Origin of the sequence: Dyella japonica DSM 16301 (assembly GCF_001010355.1) — a bacterium.
GTDB lineage: Bacteria > Pseudomonadota > Gammaproteobacteria > Xanthomonadales > Rhodanobacteraceae > Dyella > Dyella japonica.
The window spans coordinates 24,169-42,328 of sequence record NZ_JPLA01000049.1 but is presented as its reverse complement, the minus strand read 5'-3'; the positions used below and the strand labels follow the sequence as shown (position 1 = coordinate 42,328).

The 18,160-nt window shown below is 63.4% G+C and carries 15 protein-coding genes; 9 read left to right on the top strand and 6 right to left on the bottom strand.

Annotation, left to right across the window (positions count from 1 at the left end; genetic code table 11):
• Positions 1 to 161 precede the first annotated feature (161 nt).
• The 6 genes from Y882_RS16220 (at position 162) to Y882_RS16195 (ending at position 10,609) form a co-directional block, all read left to right on the top strand.
• Positions 162 to 3,350 carry a TonB-dependent receptor gene (locus Y882_RS16220; RefSeq protein WP_046972984.1) on the top strand — a complete coding sequence of 1,063 codons (3,189 nt, stop codon included), beginning with the start codon at positions 162 to 164 and terminating at the stop codon, positions 3,348 to 3,350.
• 127 nt (positions 3,351 to 3,477) lie between these two features.
• On the top strand, positions 3,478 to 4,866 hold the full coding sequence (locus Y882_RS16215; RefSeq protein ID WP_052950084.1) for an APC family permease: 1,389 nt from the start codon (positions 3,478 to 3,480) through the stop codon (positions 4,864 to 4,866).
• 4 nt (positions 4,867 to 4,870) lie between these two features.
• Positions 4,871 to 7,579 carry a glycoside hydrolase family 2 protein gene (locus Y882_RS16210; protein ID WP_046972983.1) on the top strand — a complete coding sequence of 903 codons (2,709 nt, stop codon included), beginning with the start codon at positions 4,871 to 4,873 and terminating at the stop codon, positions 7,577 to 7,579.
• Between the two features lie 16 nt (positions 7,580 to 7,595).
• The gene (locus tag Y882_RS16205; RefSeq protein ID WP_046972982.1) at positions 7,596 to 8,603 is read left to right on the top strand and encodes a LacI family DNA-binding transcriptional regulator; all 1,008 of its coding nucleotides are present in this window, start codon (positions 7,596 to 7,598) and stop codon (positions 8,601 to 8,603) included.
• Between the two features lie 48 nt (positions 8,604 to 8,651).
• Positions 8,652 to 9,497, top strand: coding sequence for a sulfotransferase family protein (locus tag Y882_RS16200; protein WP_046972981.1), 846 nt, complete (start codon positions 8,652 to 8,654; stop codon positions 9,495 to 9,497).
• Positions 9,498 to 9,709: 212 nt separating this feature from the next.
• Positions 9,710 to 10,609 (top strand): hypothetical protein, encoded by a 900-nt coding sequence (locus tag Y882_RS16195; RefSeq protein WP_046972980.1) that lies wholly within the window; start codon positions 9,710 to 9,712, stop codon positions 10,607 to 10,609.
• A 75-nt stretch (positions 10,610 to 10,684) separates the two neighbouring features.
• Here Y882_RS16195 and Y882_RS16190 read toward each other — a convergent pair whose 3' ends face one another.
• The gene (locus Y882_RS16190) at positions 10,685 to 11,437 is read right to left on the bottom strand and encodes a TMEM175 family protein (RefSeq protein ID WP_211259204.1); all 753 of its coding nucleotides are present in this window, start codon (positions 11,435 to 11,437) and stop codon (positions 10,685 to 10,687) included.
• Between the two features lie 172 nt (positions 11,438 to 11,609).
• Between Y882_RS16190 and Y882_RS16185 the strand changes: the two genes are divergently transcribed.
• Together Y882_RS16185 and Y882_RS16180 are read left to right on the top strand one after the other, a co-directional pair.
• A complete protein-coding gene (locus tag Y882_RS16185; protein WP_046972978.1) occupies positions 11,610 to 12,476 on the top strand; it encodes a PP2C family protein-serine/threonine phosphatase in 867 nt (288 codons plus the stop codon).
• On the top strand, positions 12,473 to 13,423 hold the full coding sequence (locus tag Y882_RS16180; protein WP_046972977.1) for a LysM peptidoglycan-binding domain-containing protein: 951 nt from the start codon (positions 12,473 to 12,475) through the stop codon (positions 13,421 to 13,423). The genes Y882_RS16185 and Y882_RS16180 overlap by 4 nt, the downstream gene beginning before the upstream one ends.
• A gap of 36 nt (positions 13,424 to 13,459) precedes the next feature.
• On the opposite strand, the gene Y882_RS16175 is transcribed toward Y882_RS16180, so the two are convergent.
• Both Y882_RS16175 and Y882_RS16170 read right to left on the bottom strand, forming a co-directional pair.
• Positions 13,460 to 15,163 (bottom strand): serine/threonine-protein kinase, encoded by a 1,704-nt coding sequence (locus tag Y882_RS16175; protein WP_052950081.1) that lies wholly within the window; start codon positions 15,161 to 15,163, stop codon positions 13,460 to 13,462.
• A complete protein-coding gene (locus Y882_RS16170) occupies positions 15,160 to 15,540 on the bottom strand; it encodes an FHA domain-containing protein (protein WP_244466369.1) in 381 nt (126 codons plus the stop codon). Before Y882_RS16170 ends, Y882_RS16175 begins: the two co-directional genes overlap by 4 nt.
• Before the next feature lie 740 nt (positions 15,541 to 16,280).
• On the opposite strand from Y882_RS16170, the gene Y882_RS20110 reads away from it, so the two are divergent.
• Positions 16,281 to 16,502, top strand: coding sequence for a hypothetical protein (locus Y882_RS20110; protein ID WP_156171523.1), 222 nt, complete (start codon positions 16,281 to 16,283; stop codon positions 16,500 to 16,502).
• Positions 16,503 to 16,566: 64 nt separating this feature from the next.
• On the opposite strand, the gene Y882_RS16165 is transcribed toward Y882_RS20110, so the two are convergent.
• The 3 genes from Y882_RS16165 to Y882_RS16155 all read right to left on the bottom strand — a co-directional run bounded on the left by Y882_RS16165 (position 16,567) and on the right by Y882_RS16155 (position 18,150).
• Positions 16,567 to 17,241 (bottom strand): hypothetical protein, encoded by a 675-nt coding sequence (locus Y882_RS16165; RefSeq protein ID WP_046972975.1) that lies wholly within the window; start codon positions 17,239 to 17,241, stop codon positions 16,567 to 16,569.
• 154 nt (positions 17,242 to 17,395) lie between these two features.
• Positions 17,396 to 17,827 (bottom strand): hypothetical protein, encoded by a 432-nt coding sequence (locus Y882_RS16160; RefSeq protein ID WP_046972974.1) that lies wholly within the window; start codon positions 17,825 to 17,827, stop codon positions 17,396 to 17,398.
• A complete protein-coding gene (locus Y882_RS16155; RefSeq protein ID WP_046972973.1) occupies positions 17,824 to 18,150 on the bottom strand; it encodes an autorepressor SdpR family transcription factor in 327 nt (108 codons plus the stop codon). The genes Y882_RS16160 and Y882_RS16155 overlap by 4 nt, the downstream gene beginning before the upstream one ends.
• Between the last annotated feature and the right edge of the window lie 10 nt (positions 18,151 to 18,160).

Sequence of the window (18,160 nt, the reverse complement as noted above, 5' to 3'; positions counted from 1 at the left end):
TCGCATTGAGCATTGGCTTTGGCTGGGGAGCCAAAGTCGGGGACAACCAGAGACGGCATCACGACGGCGTGCGTACCCGCAGGCACCGCCGGGCTACGCGCTTTTTGAAACACCACTGAGCAACCGAGGTTCGACAGGCAACACCAACGAGGTCAAAGCCCATGTCCACCGTACTTCGCAAACATCCATTGTCTTTTGCCATCACCGTGTCGCTGTTCGCCGTCGTGTCGACGTCAGCGGCAGCATCGACCTTCGCCGATCTCCAGCAGGACGGCCAGGCCGCGCAGACCACGACGACGCAAACGACGCCGCCCGCGCCTGACGCCAAGAAAGCCGACGGCACCGACGCGCAGAAGAACGCGGTCAACCTGTCGGCCGTCAATGTGTCGGGCGTGCGTGCGTCGCAGATCCGCGCGATCGACCTCAAACGCGATGCGGCGAACATCCAGGACAGCATCACGGCGGAAAACATCGGCGCCCTGCCCGACACCACCATCACCGACTCGCTGCAGCGCGTCACCGGCGTGCAGATCAATCGTGATGCGGGTGTGGGTACTTCGGTGGATGTGCGCGGCCTGCCGCAGGTCGGCACCATGTTGAACGGCGAAGTGTTCATCACGGCGGACCAGATCGATTCGCAGCAGCCCGACTTCACCATGCTGCCTTCGACGCTGTTTCACGGCGTGGACGTGATCAAGTCCCCCATGGCCAGCACCACCGACGGCGGCATCAGCGGCGCCATCGATCTGCATACGTACCGGCCGTGGGATCTCCCCAGCGGTTTCACGTACAGCTATTCGGCCAATGGCGAGCGCGGCAGTACCACCGACCATACGGGACCTGAAGCCAACGGCCTCATTTCGTACAACGACAATGGTCACTGGGGCCTGTTGATTTCCGGCGACTTCTCCAACACGCGTCGCATGAATGCGACCGAAGGCCTGGACCAGTACGGCGTCGTGTTCAACGGTGAGAACGCCGCCAGTGCCGGCGGCTACAACGGCTTCCTGACGCCATGGAACGGCGCACCGATTCCGTCCAAGATCGTGCAGAACGCCGATGGCAGCGTCGACGTCAATGGCGACGGCAAGTCCAACGGCGTGTTCATGGGCAGCCAGGACATCGGCCTCAACGACATCATCACCCAGCGCAAGCGCAAGTCGGGCAACGCCTCGTTCCAGTATGACTTCGGCAGCGGCTTCACCGGCACCGCCGACTACTTCTATTCGTCGCAGCGTCAGTACGACCGCAACGTCGGCATCCAGTTCAACTCCACCAACTGGCAGGGCGCCACCTACGTGCCGCTGCAGTCGCGCAACACCGGCATGCCGGCGTATGGCTCCTACGGTACGCCGGAGCCGGGTTGGGAAGGCTCGCAGATCTACACCACGCAGCAGTACGAAAAGTGGCCTGGCGACGTGGAGTCCTATTCGCAGATCATCCAGAAGAGTTCCGTCGCAAGAAACCTCAACCTGCAGCTGGACTACGACAACGGCGGTCCGTTCACGGCGAGCGTGCGCGGCATCCGCGACACCGCTTCGCAGTCCTATCAGGAATCGGACGTCAATATTTCCGACTCCGACGGCGCGCTCTGGCCCAATGTGTTGATGGACGGCGTGGACCCCAACTCGGTGCCGCCGGGCACCATGGTCTATCCCGCGCAGCTGGGCGGCAACCGCGTGTTCAACGCCAACGGCATTCCGCAGAACACCATTCCGATCATCGCCAACTTCAATGGCCGCTATATCAAGATCGATGTGCCGCCGTCGCTGGCTTCCAACTTTGCCAATCCGGCCGACTGGACCATGAAGACGCTGGAATCGTCGGGCGATTACAACCGGCAGGTGGCGCTCAATGCCTTGCGCTTTGACGGCAAGTACGATTTCCAGGACGGCTTCAAGCTCGAGTTTGGCCTGCGCAACAGCATCCGCAGCGCCGACAACGAAGGCTGGACGCTGGAGGCGCCGGTCTACGCAGGCATCGGCGCCAGCGATCCGGCCGGCTGCCTGGTGCGCTACGTCGGCGCCGACGTGGTGTTGAACAGCGGCTCGTGTACCGCCGGCAATGACCAGGGCTACTTCCGCGCGGGTCCGCTGTCGGCCATCTCGATGCCCAACACCGCCGCGCCGCTCGCCAACAACTTCAAGCAGTACAACAACCTGCTCGGCTCGGGCATCAACTTCTGGGCGATCGATCCCAATGCGATGGTCAACCCCATCGCGTACTGGAACTCGCTCTATCCGGGCACGCAGCAGGTGGCCGAGCCCGGCACCACCTGGGCCGTGCGACTGAAGGAGCTGACGGGTTACCTGCAGGGTGATTTCGCCGGCACGATGTGGGACATGCCATTCAGCGGCAACATCGGCGTGCGCCTGATCCACACCAATCTCGATGTGACCCAGCACCTCAGCGGCGATCCGGGCGCCTACGGCGACGAACCGGAAGACGTCGGTACCGCCACGACCAAGCGCAGCTACCAGGATGTGCTGCCCTCGTTCAACTTTGCGCTGGACGTGACCGAAAACTTCAAGGTACGACTGGCGTATTCGAAGAACATGATGCCGCTGGACCTGAGCACCTGGGGCGGCGGCCTGCAGCTCAACTACTCGCTGGCCGAAACGCCGGATGGACCGATCTTCCGCGTATCCAACGGCACGTCCACCGGCAACCCGAACCTCAATCCGTGGCGTTCGACCAACTTCGGTGCCTCGGCCGAGTACTACATCAACGAAACCAGCATGCTCAGCCTGGCGCTGTTCCGCATCAACGTGGACAGCTTCATCAAGAACGGCAGCGTGACCAACTGCACCCTGCCCGACGAAGACGGCGTGGTGCGCGATCACTGCATCGTGATCACCCAGCCGGTGCAGGGCACCGGCAACAGCATCCATGGCGCCGAGCTCGACTACCGCCAGGGCTTTACCTTCCTGCCGAGCTTCCTGTCCAAGACGGGCATCGAGATCAACGGCACGTACGCGCCGAGCAACTCCGGTGAAACCGACCTGGCCGGCAAGAAGATCCCGTTCCAGGACAACTCCACCAAGTCCGGCAACTTCATCCTGTGGTACCAGGACGATCACTTCCAGGCGCGCGTGGCGTACAACTACCGTTCGCGCCGCGCGGTGATGGACAGCGTGGGCGGCATCACCGGCCTGGAAATGTACGAAGCGCCGCAGAAGTACCTGGATGCGTCGATCTCGTACAAGTTCAGCAAGTACGCCGAAGTGTTCCTGGACGGCACCAACCTCACCAACGAGTATCAGAAGTACTACCTGGTGTGGCCCGACCAGCCTGGCCACTCGACGTTCTCCGAACGCATGTTCATGTTGGGCGTGCGAGGCCAGTGGTAATGCGAGCATCGGTTTGACGACGTACTGGCCCGCTCCGAGCTGTTGGGAGCGGGCCAGCTGAACACCATCGCGCTTCGAGGTTCGCTTCATCGCCAGCCCGTTCGCCACTCACCACGACAAGGCAAGCATGCAGGACTCCAGCGCGCCCAAACCCGTTCGCGACAACGCCTTCCATCGCTCCATCGGCGTGTTCTCGGGAACGGCGATCAATATGACCCAGATGTGCGGCATCGGGCCGTTCATCACCATTCCCATCATGGTCGCCACCATGGGCGGGCCGCAGGCGATCATCGGCTGGATCGTCGGAGCGATCCTGGCGATGGCCGATGGTCTGGTATGGGCGGAACTGGGCGCGGCCATGCCCGGTTCGGGCGGTACCTATGTCTATCTGCGCGAAGCGTTCCAGTACCGCACCGGCAAGCTGATGCCGTTCCTGTTTATCTGGACCATGCTGCTGGCCATTCCCTTGTTGATGTCCACCGGCATCATCGGCATGGCGGAATACCTGGGCTTCTTCTTCCCGAACCTCGGCTGGTGGCCGGTACATCTGATCGGCGTGGCGGCCACGGCCCTAGTCACCTGGATGCTCTACCGCCGCATCGAATCGGTGCGCGCGATCACCATCGCGTTGTGGGTGATCATGCTGGTGTCGGTGGTTGGCGTAACGGCGGCGGGCTTCTCGCACTTCCATGCGGGTTACGCGTTTGACTTCCCACCTGACGCGTTCGGCGGGCACTTCTTCGTGGGGCTGGGCGCGGGACTGATCATCGGCATCTACGACTACCTGGGTTACAACACCACCGCCTATATCGGCGATGAGCTGCGCGACCCGGGCCGCACCATGCCCCGCTCCATCATCATCTCGGTGATCGCGATGATGGTGGTCTATCTGCTGCTCAATATCAGCGTGCTCGGTGTGGCGCCGTGGCAAGAGATCGCGCAGTCCAAGTCAGTGGCTTCGCTGGTGGTGGAACGCAGCTGGGGCCATCTGGCCGCCGCCGTGATGACCGTACTGATCATCGTGACTGCGTTTGCCTCGGTGTTCACCGGCCTGCTGGGTGGCTCGCGCGTGCCGTTCGAGGCAGCGCGCGACAAGGTGTTCCTGTCCGTGTTCGCGCGCCTGCATGCAAGGCACGGCTTCCCGCACGTGGCGCTGCTCACCATGGGCGTGGTCACGGCGATCGGCACGTTCTTCGACCTCACCGAGGTCATCAACATGCTGCTGACTTCCATCATCATCGTGCAATCGTTCGCACAGATCGCCGCATTGATCGTGCTGCGCAAGCGCCAGCCGAATCTTGAGCGTCCGTACAAGCAATGGCTTTATCCGCTGCCCTGCATCATCGCGCTGATCGGATGGATCTATGTGTACCTGTCCGCCTCCACCCTGTCGCTGATCCTCTCCGGTCTGTGGATCGTTGCCGGCCTGGTGGTGTTTGCGATCTGGGCGAAACTCAATCAATCGTGGCCATTCGCGCCGGTGGACATTCGCGAAACCTATCTTGGGAAACCTTGACGCCATGCAAACTCCAGCCAGGCACACGCTGTGGATGATGGCCGCGATGGCGGCATCGGCCGCCTCGGTGGCGCACGCCCAATCGGCTTATGTACCCACCACGGTGGCCGCCGACGCGGGATCCATCACCTCCATCACCCATTGGCAAATGCAGGACAGCGCGAAGGCGCAGCAAGCCGGCGCTGAGATTTCTACGACGGGTTACGCCATCAAGGAGTGGTACCCGGTGAGTGGCCGCGCGACCGTCATGGCCGGACTGCTGGAAAACGGCACGTTCAAGAACGACGTGTTCTACAGTGACAATCTGCGCGCGGTGCAGGTGCCCGATTCCAGCGGCAACCTGTTTGTGACGCCCTGGTGGTACCGCGCCCAGTTCACCCTGTCCAAAGACTTGGGCAAGAAGCACACCGTGCTGCATACCAACGGCATCATCGCGAGCGCCGACCTGTGGGTGAACGGGCACCAGGTCGCCGATCACGCTGAGCTTGCCGGCGCCTATCCGGTGCACGACTTCGACGTGACCCAGTGGGTGCATGCGGGCGCCAATGTGCTGGCCATGCGCGTGCATCCGGCCGATCCAAGAACGAGCCTGTCGATCGGCTGGGTGGATTGGAACCCGACGCCGCCGGACAACAACATGGGTCCCTGGCGCGGCGTGGATATCGGGCTGACCGGGCCTGTCGCGTTGAGCTTTCCCCATGTGCAATCGACATTGTCGCCGGATCTTTCGCACGCCACGCTGGCGGTGAAGGTGAGCGCGAAGAACCTCGACACCACGGCGCATGACGCGACGATCACCGGCACCGTGGCCGGCGTTCCCATCCAGCAGACCATCCATCTCGCCCCGGGACAGACGCAGGACGTGTCGTTCTCCTCCGGCACTACACCTGGCCTCGCGCTGGATCACCCGAAGATCTGGTGGCCCGTGGGCATGGGCGACCATCCGCTCTACCAGCTGGAGATGAGCGCGGCCGTCGATGGCGCGACCTCCGACCGCGCGGCGGCAAACTTCGGCATACGCAGCGTGAGTTCCAACCTGACCAAGCAGGGCTATCGCCAGTTCTTCATCAATGGCCAACCCCTGCTGATCCGTGGCGGCGGCTGGGCGCCGGATATGTTCCTGCGCGACGATCCCGCGCGCATGGAGGCCGAATTCAGCTATGTGCTCAATCTCGGCCTCAACACCATCCGCAGCGAAGGCAAGCTGGAGAACCAGCGCTTTTACGACCTCGCCGACCAGCATGGCGTCCTGATCCTTGCCGGCTGGGAGTGTTGCGACAAGTGGGAATCGGCGGCCAAGACCGGCGGCTCGCCCTGGACCGCTGCCGACATGAAAGTGGCCCAGGAATCCATGGCCAGCGAAGCACGCCTGCTGCGCAACCATCCCTCCGTCATTGGCTTCCTGATCGGCAGCGATAATGCCCCGCCGCCGGCCATCGCCAAGATGTACATCGATACGCTGCGCGCGGCGGATTGGTCGTTGCCGATCATCTCCGCAGCGGTGCCGCAGGGAACCGCCGATGCCGGACCTTCCGGCCTGAAGATGGCCGGGCCGTACGACTGGATACCACCGTCGTATTGGTATGCCGACAAGCTCGGCGGCGCCTTTGGTTTCGATTCGGAAGTGAGCGCAGGCGCCGATATCCCTCGACTGGAAGACGTACAGCGCATGCTCTCGCCGCAGGAGCAGGAAGCGCTGTGGAAATATCCCGAGCAGAGGCAATATCACGCCTCCGCAGACTGGTCGACGTTCGCCGTGCTCACGCCCTTCGACAACGCGCTGGCCAAGCGTTACGGCGCGCCCAAGAGTCTCGCCGACTATGTCGCCAAGGCCCAGCTCGACAACTACGACAACGTGCGTGCCCAGTTCGAAGCATTCAACGCGCACATGGATGCCGCCAATCCGTCGACCGGCGTCATCTACTGGATGCTCAACAATGCGTGGCCGTCGCTGCACTGGCATCTGTACGACTACTACATGAATCCCGCCGGCGCGTACTTCGGCGCCAAGAAGGCCAACGAGCCGGTACACATCCAGTATTCGTATGACACCAAGGGCATCGTGCTGGTGAACCAAACGCTGGACGATGCCCACGGCCTGCAGGCGAATATCCGCGTGCGCAATCTGGATGGCAGCGTGCGCTACGAGAAACACCTGCAAGGCATCGATCTCAAGGGCAATCACACGCAGCAGCTGGCCGCACTGCCGGCAGTCGCCAACTTGTCCCCCACGTACTTCATCGAGCTCGAGCTAACCGCTGCCGATGGCAAGCCGGTCAGCCGCAACGTCTACTGGCTGTCCACCCGTGCGGATGTGCTCGATTGGGCAAAGTCGAACTGGTATCTCACGCCGCTGACCCAGTATGGCGACCTGACCGCTTTGCAGTCCCTGCCGACCGCGACCAGCGAAGTGCACGCCAGCACCACGCGCGATGGCAAGGACAACGTCACCACGGTTACGTTGTCGGTGCCCTCTTCGTCCAAGGCCGTGGCGCTGTTCCAGCACGTGTCGATCCGGCGTGGCGCGCATGGCGATCTTGCGCTGCCGATACGCTGGAATGACAATGACGTCACGCTCTGGCCCGGCGAGTCGATCGTGCTGACCGCGCGTTACGCATCGCAGGAAACTGCTGCACCGGTGGTCGAAGTGAGTGGATGGAACGTTCCCGCTCAAAACGTTCCGGCTGCCATCACGCAGGGAGCAGTTCATTGAAGACGCAAAGGCTTTCATGTCGCGTGTGACCATCAACGACGTCGCCCGCGCCTCGGACACGTCGAAGAAGACCGTATCGCGCGTGCTGAACAACGAGCCGAATGTGCGCGACTCGGTGCGCGAACGCGTACTCGCGGCCGTCGCTGCACTCAACTACCGGCCGCTCACTTCTGCGCGCAGCCTGGCGACCAACCGTTCCTTCATGATCGGCCTGCTCTACGACAACTTGTCGCCGAGCTACATCATGGAAGTCCAGGCCGGTGTGCTCGAAGCCTGCGAGGCCCAGCAATACAGCATGATGGTGCAGCCGCTGGTGTCGACCGCGCCGGATTTCGTCGAGCGCGTCGAGAGCATCCTCTCGCGGCACCAGCCCGATGGGCTGATCCTGACGCCGCCCATCACCGACCATGCGAAACTGCTCGACCATCTGCGCAAGCACGACCTGCCGTTTGCCTCGATCGCTCCGCGCCAACCCAAGGGCTGCATCGGCGTGATGCTGCGCGAGCGCGAAGCCGCCGCGGCCATGGTGGATCACCTGGTCGCCCTGGGCCATCGCCGCATCGCGCACATCATCGGCGATCCCAAGCACGGCGCAGGTATCTGGCGCCTCGCCGGTTATCGCGACGGCATGAAGCGCGCAGGCCTGGAGGAGAACCCGGATTACATGGTGCAGGGCCAGTTCTCCTTCGAGTCCGGCGTGGCGGCGGCTCGCCGGCTGCTCAAGCTCAAGCGCCGACCCACCGCCATCTTCGCGGCCGACGATGACATGGCCGTCGGTGCGATCTGGGCCGCCGCGGAGGCCGGGGTATCGGTCCCCGGCGACATCTCCATCTGCGGCTTCGACGACACCACCATCGCCACCCAGGTGTGGCCCCTGCTGACCACCGTCCACCAACCCGTGCGCGACATGGGCAAGCGCGCCACCGAGGAGCTGCTGCTGCGCGTGCTGGGCAAGGGCGACGCCCGCATGGTCGAAGTCGGCTACGAGATGCGCATGCGCGCATCGACGGCGCGGGCGCCCTGAATCAGGCAATATCCAGCAGACCGAACCAGAGATCGCCAGGAGCCCCGCATGCCAGCCACGCCAGATGCCAGCAACCCGCCGCGGAAGTTCCATTTCATTTCCGGGTTGCCGCGCGCCGGCACCACCCTGCTGGCTGCCATCCTCAATCAGAATCCGCGCTTTCGCGCCGGCATGACCAGTCCGCTGGCCGACATCATGGGCGTGGTGATTGCCGAAGCGAGCAGCAAGAACGATTTCTCGTTCGATGTCTCCGATGAGCAGCGCGTCGCGCTGTTGCGGGGGCTCGTGGAAAACTTCTATTCGGTGGACGCCAGCGCGGGCGTGATATTCGACACCAGTCGGCTGTGGTGCAGCCGCATGCAGTTGCTCAATGTGCTGTTCCCCGGCGTCAAGGTGATTGCCTGCGTGCGTCAGCTGGCCTGGGTGCTGGACAGCATGGAGCGCCTGGTGCGCCGGCAGCCGGTCAGCGTCAGCAAGGTCTTTCGCTTCGACACCAACACCACGGTGTACTCGCGCACCGAGGCCCTGACCGATCCGCGCGGCATGGTCGGCTTCGCCTACCAGGCCACCAAGGAGGCGTTCTACGGCCAGGACGCGCAAGACCATCTGCTGATGCTGACCTACGAGAGCCTGGTGACCGACCCCGCAGCAGCCACGCGCGCGGTCTACCAGTTCCTGGGCGAGCCCTGGTTCGAGCACGACTTCGACCATATCCAATACAACGCCGACGAGTTCGACGCACGCGTCGGCATGCCGGGCCTGCATTCCGTGCGGCCGAAGGTGGAGGCGATCGAGCGCCAGCCCATTCTTCCGCGCGAGGTGTTCGGACGCTTCGCCAATGAAGCGTTCTGGCTGGACCCCAAGAACAACATCAACCAGGTGACCATCGTCTAAGAGTGTGTCATCGTCGCACCGACCGAAGGCCGCAGCTGCGGCCTTCGTCGTATCTGCAAGAGGCCAGCCCGCATCGGGCGGCAGGGGCGCAAGGAAAGGGCCGTGTGCTTTTCGGACGAGGAAATCGTCACCAGGACGAGTCCGATCTACGCGTGACCGATCCGAGCTTGGGATGAATTCCGATCGAGCAGCACAACCTCAGGGGACAACACATGACGACACGATCCAAAGGTCCGGCAGCCGGCTTCGACTGGCTCAGGAACGGCTTCAGCGTGGCCCGCCGCCATCCCAAGCCCTTGCTCGGCGGGGCGGCGCTGCTGGTGGTGGCCTGCCTGTTGCCCTCGCTGATCACCATGCCGTTGCAATATCGCGCCATGAGCGCGGGCACACCGCTAAGCCCGGCAGCCTTCATCGGGAGCATGGTGTTTTCGGTGTTGTTTGGTCTGCTGCTGGTACCGCTTTACGCGGGCTACCTGCAGCTCGTCGATGCCGCTGAGCGCGGCCTGCCCGCCGCCGCCACCGAGATCTTCAAGCCCTATCGAAACGGCGAGGCGCTGCGCCTGATTGGCTACGGCCTGGCCATGATGTTGGTCTACTTAGTCTTCTTTGGATTGATCATCGCGACGACGGGAGGCGGCGTCATCTCCTGGTACATGCAGGCGATTGCCGCGCAGACCAGCCACCTGCCGCCGCCCGCCCTGCCCCAGGGCTTCGGCATCGCGATCGCACTGTTCATGCTGCTTGGCCTGTTGATGATGGGTTTCTACTCCATCAGCCTCGGCCAGGTCGCCTTGGGCCGACGCCCCGTGTTCGGCGCCATCGGCGACGGCCTGATCGGCGCGCTGAAGAACGCGCTGCCCTTGCTCGTGTTTGCCTTGAGCACGTTCCTCGCCTGGATCGTCCTGGCCATCGGCTTCGCGATCGTGGCCCTTGTGCTGACCCTGATCGGCAAGCTCGTCGGTGCATGGCTGGCACTCGTGCTGCTTATTCCGCTCTATCTCGCCTTCATCCTGCTGGCATTTGCCGTGATGTTCGGAGCGATGTATCACCTGTGGCGTGATGTGTGCGGCGACGACGTCGTTGCCGACTTTGCCCAGGCCACCGCCGCCTGATCCGCGGAGCGCTCAGCCAGTACGAACAAAGGCCGCTGATGCGGCCTTTGTCGTCTCTGCGGGCCACGGATGCGTTCAGAGCGCGCTGTCGTCAGCGCGCTGGAACGCATCGGGACGGCAGTACAGGATGAGAAAAGAAGCCAACAGTCCAAGCCGCAATAAGGGCGGCATGACAGTCACCAAGGCGGCGACCAGGAACACCGCCAACATGATCCATGCCCGGCGCCACTGCCATGTCCGCGAGCCTGGATCGATGCCGTCCGGCGCATGGGAAAAACTCTCCCGCATCAACACCATGTAGGTGCCCTGCACCAGGAAAAACACCAGGGCATAGAGCGTCAGCGGAAAGCTCGCCATCTCGCTTTCGGCCAGCCATGCGGTGGTAAAGGGAATAAAGGAAATCGCAAACAGATTGGCGAAGTTGGCCAGCGCCAAGGTGCCGGTCAGGTACTGTGCGTATCGAAGCGTCGCGTGATGATTCAACCAGACGACGGCGATGAAGGCGTAGCTGACGGCGTAACTGACCAGGTCGGGCCACAGGCTGATCAAGGCGCGCAGATCGTGCCCGTCCGGCGCCTTGAAGGCCAGAACCATCACCGTGATGATGACGGCGAAAATGCCGTCGGAGAGCGCATAGAAGCGCGCCAGCCGCTCTTTGCTCTTGGTCATGAGATCACCCAGCGACGGGTTGGTGTGGGGACTGCCGTTTCGCTTGCCGACCGCCCGCTTTGGGCGAGCCGAAGATGGCCCCATAAGGGTGCCCGCAGCGACCACTCCCAGCAAGCTCGCCTGGCAGGCATGCCCGAGGTCCAGGAAGAACTCGAGCAAACAGCTGCGATCCCCCTTCTGTCCGATTAGCCACGCAGCCCCGGGCAGCATAAGGTTTGCCGATGGTGGCGATTGGGCTTGTGGCAACGGGACCAAACGCAAATTTTCAACAGCGAAAGTCCCGTAAGGTTTCAGCTCGCAGGACTGCGCTCAGGGGTCGGGGGGATGGGCGATGGACAAAACGGTCGACTTTCACGCGATTCCGCGGGCGGCGGGTGGCCGCGCCCAGGGCGGAAGATCCACCCAGGAAGATGACCTGATCTGCCTGCACGATCCCTCGTCGTCCACCTGGTTGCTGGTGCTGGCCGACGGCATGGGCGGCGACGGCGCAGGCGAACTGGCTTCCCGTGGCGTGATCCAGGCGACCCGTCGCCTATGGGAGCAAGGTACCTGGCGCTCCCTGCCTGGACCGCTGTTTCTGGAGACGCTTTGCCAGCAAGCGCATACCGAACTGCAGCAGCGTGGTGAAAATCTCGCAGGCGCGGAGCCGCATTCCACCATCGTCGCAGTGATCATTCGCGGCAGCCGGGTTTCGTGGGCACATGTTGGCGACAGCCGGCTTTATCGCTTCCAGGGAACGCGTCTGATCGGACGTACCGAAGACCACAGCCTCGGGCAATTGAAACTGCAGCGTGGAGAACTGAGCGAGAGCGAGCTGGCCAACGATCCCGACCAGCACAAACTGCTGCGTGGCCTGGGCGGGCCGCAAGCACCGGTGGTCGAACACGGCTTCGCCGAGCTGGACGGCGACCAGACCTTCGCGCTCTGCAGTGATGGCGTCTGGGAGCGCCTCACCACCGAGGAGCTGGCCTCCCTGTCGCAGCGGCGCGATCAGCACCAGGCCCTGCAGGAAGCCCTGGCCATGGCCGTGGAACGTGGCGGCCAGGATGGCGACAACGTCGCACTTATTTTTGCGCACGCCAGCGGTGAAGGCTGGCTGCGGCGGCACTGGAACAAACTGGGGTCGGCGATGCAGCGTACCGTCGTATTTGGGCGTCGCGTCGCCGAGCAGACCGCAACCACGGACAGCGAAACATGACCTTGGCTCGATCGATGGAAACCATGCACCCGATGCTTCCGCGCACGCTGCGCATCACGCTTTGCATAGCCTTGCTGGCCATCACCGGCTGCGCCCAGATGAGCAACCTCAAGTCCAAGCCGGGCAACGCCCCGAGCGGCACCAGCAGCACGGCGCCGGCGACGCATGATCACGATGCCGCAGACGACAACGAGTCACTATCGTTGAGCGCCATCAGCAACACCTACTTTCTGCACGGCCGCTACACCGAAGGCGAGCAGCAATTGCGGCAGTACCTGGCGAAGTACCCGACGGACCGCTCTGCCCAAACCCTGCTGCGGCAGCTCACCGTCGATCCGAACTCCGCCTTGGGCAAGCAGTCGCGTTCGTACGTCGTCGTGGCCGGTGACTCCTACAGCACCCTGGCCGCCCGCAGCCTGGGGGATTCCAGTTTCTTCCTGCTGCTGGCCCGCTACAACGGCTCGACCAATCCATCCTCGCTGCACGCGGGTGACACGATTCGTTTGCCCCAGTCGACACTGCGGGCCTCGTGGGCTGCGGAACCGGCACCGGCCAAAACCGCTGCGCCCAGTCGCGGCACGGCGCCCACCGCAGCGGTCGCCAGCACCGATGCGGCACCGGCAGGCGAGTCGCCTGCCGCCAAGGCGCAGCGCCTGCAGCAGGAAAGCGTCGCCTTGTCGCAGCAGGGCAAGAACGCCCAGGCGTTGACGCGGCTGGACCAGGCACTGACCATCGACCCGCACTTGAAGCCTGCCGGCAACCAGGCGCTGAGGGAGCAATTGCTCGGCTCGTACCACGAGCGCGCGGTGGTGCTCTATCGCGACCAGAAGCTCGACCAGGCGATCGCCTTGTGGGACCGCGTCCTCGCGATTGACCCGAGCTACGAACGCGCCGTGATCTACCGGGCCAGAGCCGTGGAACTGCAGCATCGCCTCAAGCAGCTGTAACGCACGCCCCAGCTCGCCGCTCGGAGAGTTGGGCCTCTATCGATCCTCTTTGGCCGCCGGCGGCGCCATGACCACCGTCGGCTGCTTCGCCGGATTGGATGCCATAGGCGCAGGTGCCGATGGCTCCTTGCGTTGCCGCGCTTCCAGGGCACTACTCATCTGGTTGAAGGCGACAAACAGGCGGCCCAGTTCGTCGCGACGAACCAGCCGGATGCGATGGCTGAAATCGCCGCGGCCAACCTGCACCAGGGCATCACCCAGCATGCCAAGCAAGGCCAGCGGCTGGCGGAACAGCCAGTAGGCAGCGCCGACCACCGCCATCAGCGTGATGAGGAGTACCGCCACGATGACCCAAAACGTCGTGCGCTCCGCCACCAGCAGCGGCGCCTTGCTGACGCCCAGGCGCAACTCGCCGACGGCCTTGGCCTGATAGAGGATGGGCACGTCGAACAACAGCAGGTCACCGCCACGGGAATCCGCATCAACGCGGCCAACGTAGCGCTCCACCCCATCGGCCAGCGTCTGCTTTTCGGCATCGAGCTTGGGCAGCATCTTGCCCATGTCCTGCGCCTGCGTGCTCGCCACGACAGCGCCCTCGCGATTGGCGATGGCGAGGTATTGGATCTGCTGGTTTTGCGCGATGTCCTGCACCAGGGCCCGGGTGGCGGGGTCATCGCCCAGCAACAGGTTCTCGGCCGACTCGCTGGCGACCATGCGCCCCAGCGAACCGCCAAAATCGTTGGCCAGGCCCGTCACCGCCGCATGCTGCTTGGCGTAGATCACCGCCAGCCCCAGCAGCAGGACCAGGCATAGCGTGGCGCCGAGGGCGCCGATCCAGCGCAGGCGCAGCGAGACGATGCGCGTGGCCAGCGGCGACTCGTGCGATCGCTCGTACTCCCGGCGCGCCAGTCGCAAATCGTTGATGATTTCAGCGCCGCTCTGGTAACGCGCCTCAGGCGCCGGCGCGAGCATGGTCTTCACGATGCCTGCCAGCATCGACGGTACGGCTGGATCCAGGGGCACCATCGCCGGTTGCGGCTGGCGTTTCCGGTCCCTGATCAGTTGCTTCAGATCGTCGGTTTCCGGCCATGGCAGGGTGCCGGTGAGCAGCCAGTAGAGCACCACGCCAAGCGAAAACAGGTCGCTGCGCGCATCGGCACGCTCGCCACGCAGGCGCTCCGGCGCCATGAAGGCAGGCGTGCCGCCGATCTGCTTGGCCTGGCTTTGCCTGATGCTGTTGACCGGCCGGCGCTCGGCGATGCCGAAGTCAGTGAGCTTGGCGCAATGCCAATTCTCCGAGAGCATGATGTTCTCAGGCTTGACGTCATGATGGATGACGCGCCGCCCGTGCGCATAGTCGAGCGCCGATGCCACTTGCGACACCAGCTCGATGATCACGGTCAGGGGCGGCAAACCTTCTCGCTCGACGCGGCTTGCCAGCGTTTCGCCGGACAGCCTTTCCATCGCGATGTACTTGCGGCCGTCGTCCGTTTCGCCGGTATCGAAGATCGTGACGATATTGGGGTGCACCAGATGGCCGGATGCGCGCGCCTCCAGCTGGAACCGACTCAGCAATTTCGGATCAGTCGCCACATTGCGATGCAGGCATTTGATCGCCACGGGCCGGTCGATGCCAGGATCAAACCCGGCGTATACCACCGCCATCGCGCCCTCGCCGAGCACACCGTCAATCCGGTAGCGCCCGATCGTGCGCGGCCGCATGCGCTCAACCGTACTCATGCGCTCAACCACCACCAGGCTGCACCAGCCAACGCCGCCAGCACCACCACGCCCAGCGCGAACCATCCGACGCGACCAAGCCTGGACGCGCCAGGCTCCCGCGTAAGAAACACGAATTCCGACTGGCCAAACCGAACGCGATCACCATGCCGGATGGTGGCTTCGTGCACACGCTTGTTGTTGACGAAGGTGCCATTGGTGGAGAGCGTGTTCATCACCACGCAATGGCCTTGCTGGTTCATCACCCACGCATGGGTGGAAGACACGCTGGGGTCGCAGATGACGATGTCGTTCTCGCCGCCCCGCCCTACCGTTTGCCGACCCGCACGCAACGTGAAGCGACGCCCCTTGAGCGCTGCGCTGGTTCCTTCGAGCACCGGTTGGTGGACGCTGACGCCGCCATCGGAGGCAAAACCTGCCTCGCCCGCGAGCCGGCTCAGCTCCTCAGTCGAAAAAAGCCGCGTCCCCTGGGGGCCCGATGAGCGTTTCCCCGTGGCCGGCAATGAACTGTAGCTGCGGTTTTCCATCGAGCGCCTAGTGGTGAAGTCAATCCGTCAATCATAGCCAAGGCATCGGCCGTTCCCGCGCAAACTGGACCCTTCATTCGCGCAGAGGGCGGCCCTTTCGCGAGACTGACACGCAAAAACAGCACCCCGCCTACGATCAGCAACACTCTCGTACCACCAAGGATTCGCGTAACGAGAAGCTCATCACAGTGCATGAAAGGGGCGAATCGGCATCGCGCATTTTGATAAACAGGTGGCCGATTGCCCCGCGTCTGCGGCGACCGGGCCGGTGCCACCCGTCATCGAGGACTTCCGCAGCACGCGAACCTCGGTAGCGTCGGGATACTTCTCCTGCGCCACCTGATCGCCTACTGGCCAGTCGTTCTACGCAGGGCTGAATAGCCCATCCGAGGGGTTGATTGGCATCCGGAGTTGGGTGCGCGGTTTCGCGCTTTCCATGCTCCAGCCAGACATGCGGTTGCGCACTTCGTGCGATCACGATAGTGGCCTGGGTTTTCATTCCTTCACCCAAACTTATCGGCGCGCTTCGTATTGCCGACGGATAATGCGCGAGCAATTGGCGCCATGCCCATGCATTCGGGAGAGCAACGATGACCAGTCACAACGTGAAAGGCGATTCCGACGCGAAAGCGAAAGACCAGGCAAGCAAAGGCCAGAGCCAGGCAGGTGCTCGGCGGCAGCATGCAGCATCAAGCGAGTCATCACATTACGTGGTCGGCCAGGGAGCTCCTGGCGGCACCTGTGACGATGATGGCGACAGCGAAAATCAGCAGGGCGATAGTGGCCACGGCGCGGCAAAACCCAATACCTGATAGCGCCTCAGCCCCACCCTCAGACCTTCCTCTTGGGCCGTTTGCGACTCAACCATCGAACCCGCTAATTGGCCTGCGCGGCATGCATGCGGCGCACGCGTACCGTGCTGCCGCCGTCGAAGGTCACCACAAAGGTGGAACCCTCATGCGTCTGCTTCACCACTGGCAGAGGGTCGGCCTGCACGGCTTGCTGCAGAACATCCTGGTGATAGGCCGCCAACTCGCCGGTGGGTATCAGCATCAGTGGTGGACTGATCTGCTGGAAGCGGGTGAAGTGGCTGCCGCATTTCGAGGTGGTGGGGTCGAACTTCAGCCAGCCCTGGCCGCAGCTTTGTCCTGATACTTCCGGCAAACGCTTCAGCCAGAGGAAGTACTTGTTCTCATGCGTGATCCACAAGCGGTTATGTCTCGTGTCGTTGCCGCCGATGTCGTCGGCGTTCCAATAGCGGACCAGCGAGGCCTCGTGGCAGTCCGCCGTAGCGCACTCCTGCAGCACCAGGTATTCGTTGTCCTGCAGGTGGACGGGCTCGATGCTGAGAATGTCGTCCTTCACCAGCGCCTGCGCGGGAAACACCACCGATGGCATGCGCGCATCGACCTTGAAATCGCCCGAGATCAGATAGCCGCCGTACTGCGATGAATACGGTGGCGCGGTGACTTTGACGGCAGGCAGGGTGGTCTGCGCCGAAGCGCAAAGACTTGTTGCGACCAGGACACCGGCGATCAGCGCGTGTTTCATGGGGCCTCCCATCCATCAATGAAACGCTCGTCGTGCGGGCCTGGGCGGGCACGAACACCGCGATCAACTTACACCCGGGCGCACTCGGCAGGAACTGGGAAAGAATGCTCGCTCGGGCCGGAGGCAGGCGCCGGTGGAGAAACCCGACGCTCGCTCAACCACTCCTCGACACACCACCCGCAGCGCACTTCCACACCGTATAGCCAATCATCACCGCGACACCAGCGACGACGGCAGCCACCGCGCCGATCCTGGCGAATTCCAGCGGTGCGAACGCCCACAGGGCGGACCACACGACGAATGCCAGCGTCATCGCCCAGCCACCGACGCGCCCGATGGACTGCGCCAGGGTTGCGTGGTGCATGGTTCTTGGCGTGCCCGTCATCCGCTTGGGCATGAAGTTGCAGAAGGCCGCGAGGGCCAGACCGATGATGACGTTGTTGCCGCGCATGACTTGCTCGGCGTCGATCCACCCTTGCTTGCGGGCCAGGGTGAGCAACAGGGCGCCGGCGATCATCACGGCGGCGAGCTTGAGGCCGAAGAGGATCTCTTTTTTCGCGCGCTGAAGATGGGAGTGGTCGCTCATTCGTCGGCTCCTTCTCGGGTGGGTTTTGGCGAGCCAGTGGCACCGGCTGGCGTGCGCTCTGCGGCACCGATGCCGAACAGCTGGGTGAAGCCCAGCAGCGCGTCTTCCAGTACCGACAACTTCAACTGGTAGGTGATGCTGGTGCCGATCTTGTTGGCCTCGATCAGGTCGGCCTCGCGCAGCACTGCGAAGTGCGCCGACATGGTCGGTCGCGACACCGGGAAATGATCCGACAGCTCGCCGGCGGTCATCGGGCGCTGACGCAGCAATTCCAGCACCTTGCGGCGGGTGGGATCGGCCAGGGCTTTGAAGACGCTGTTCATATGTCGATAT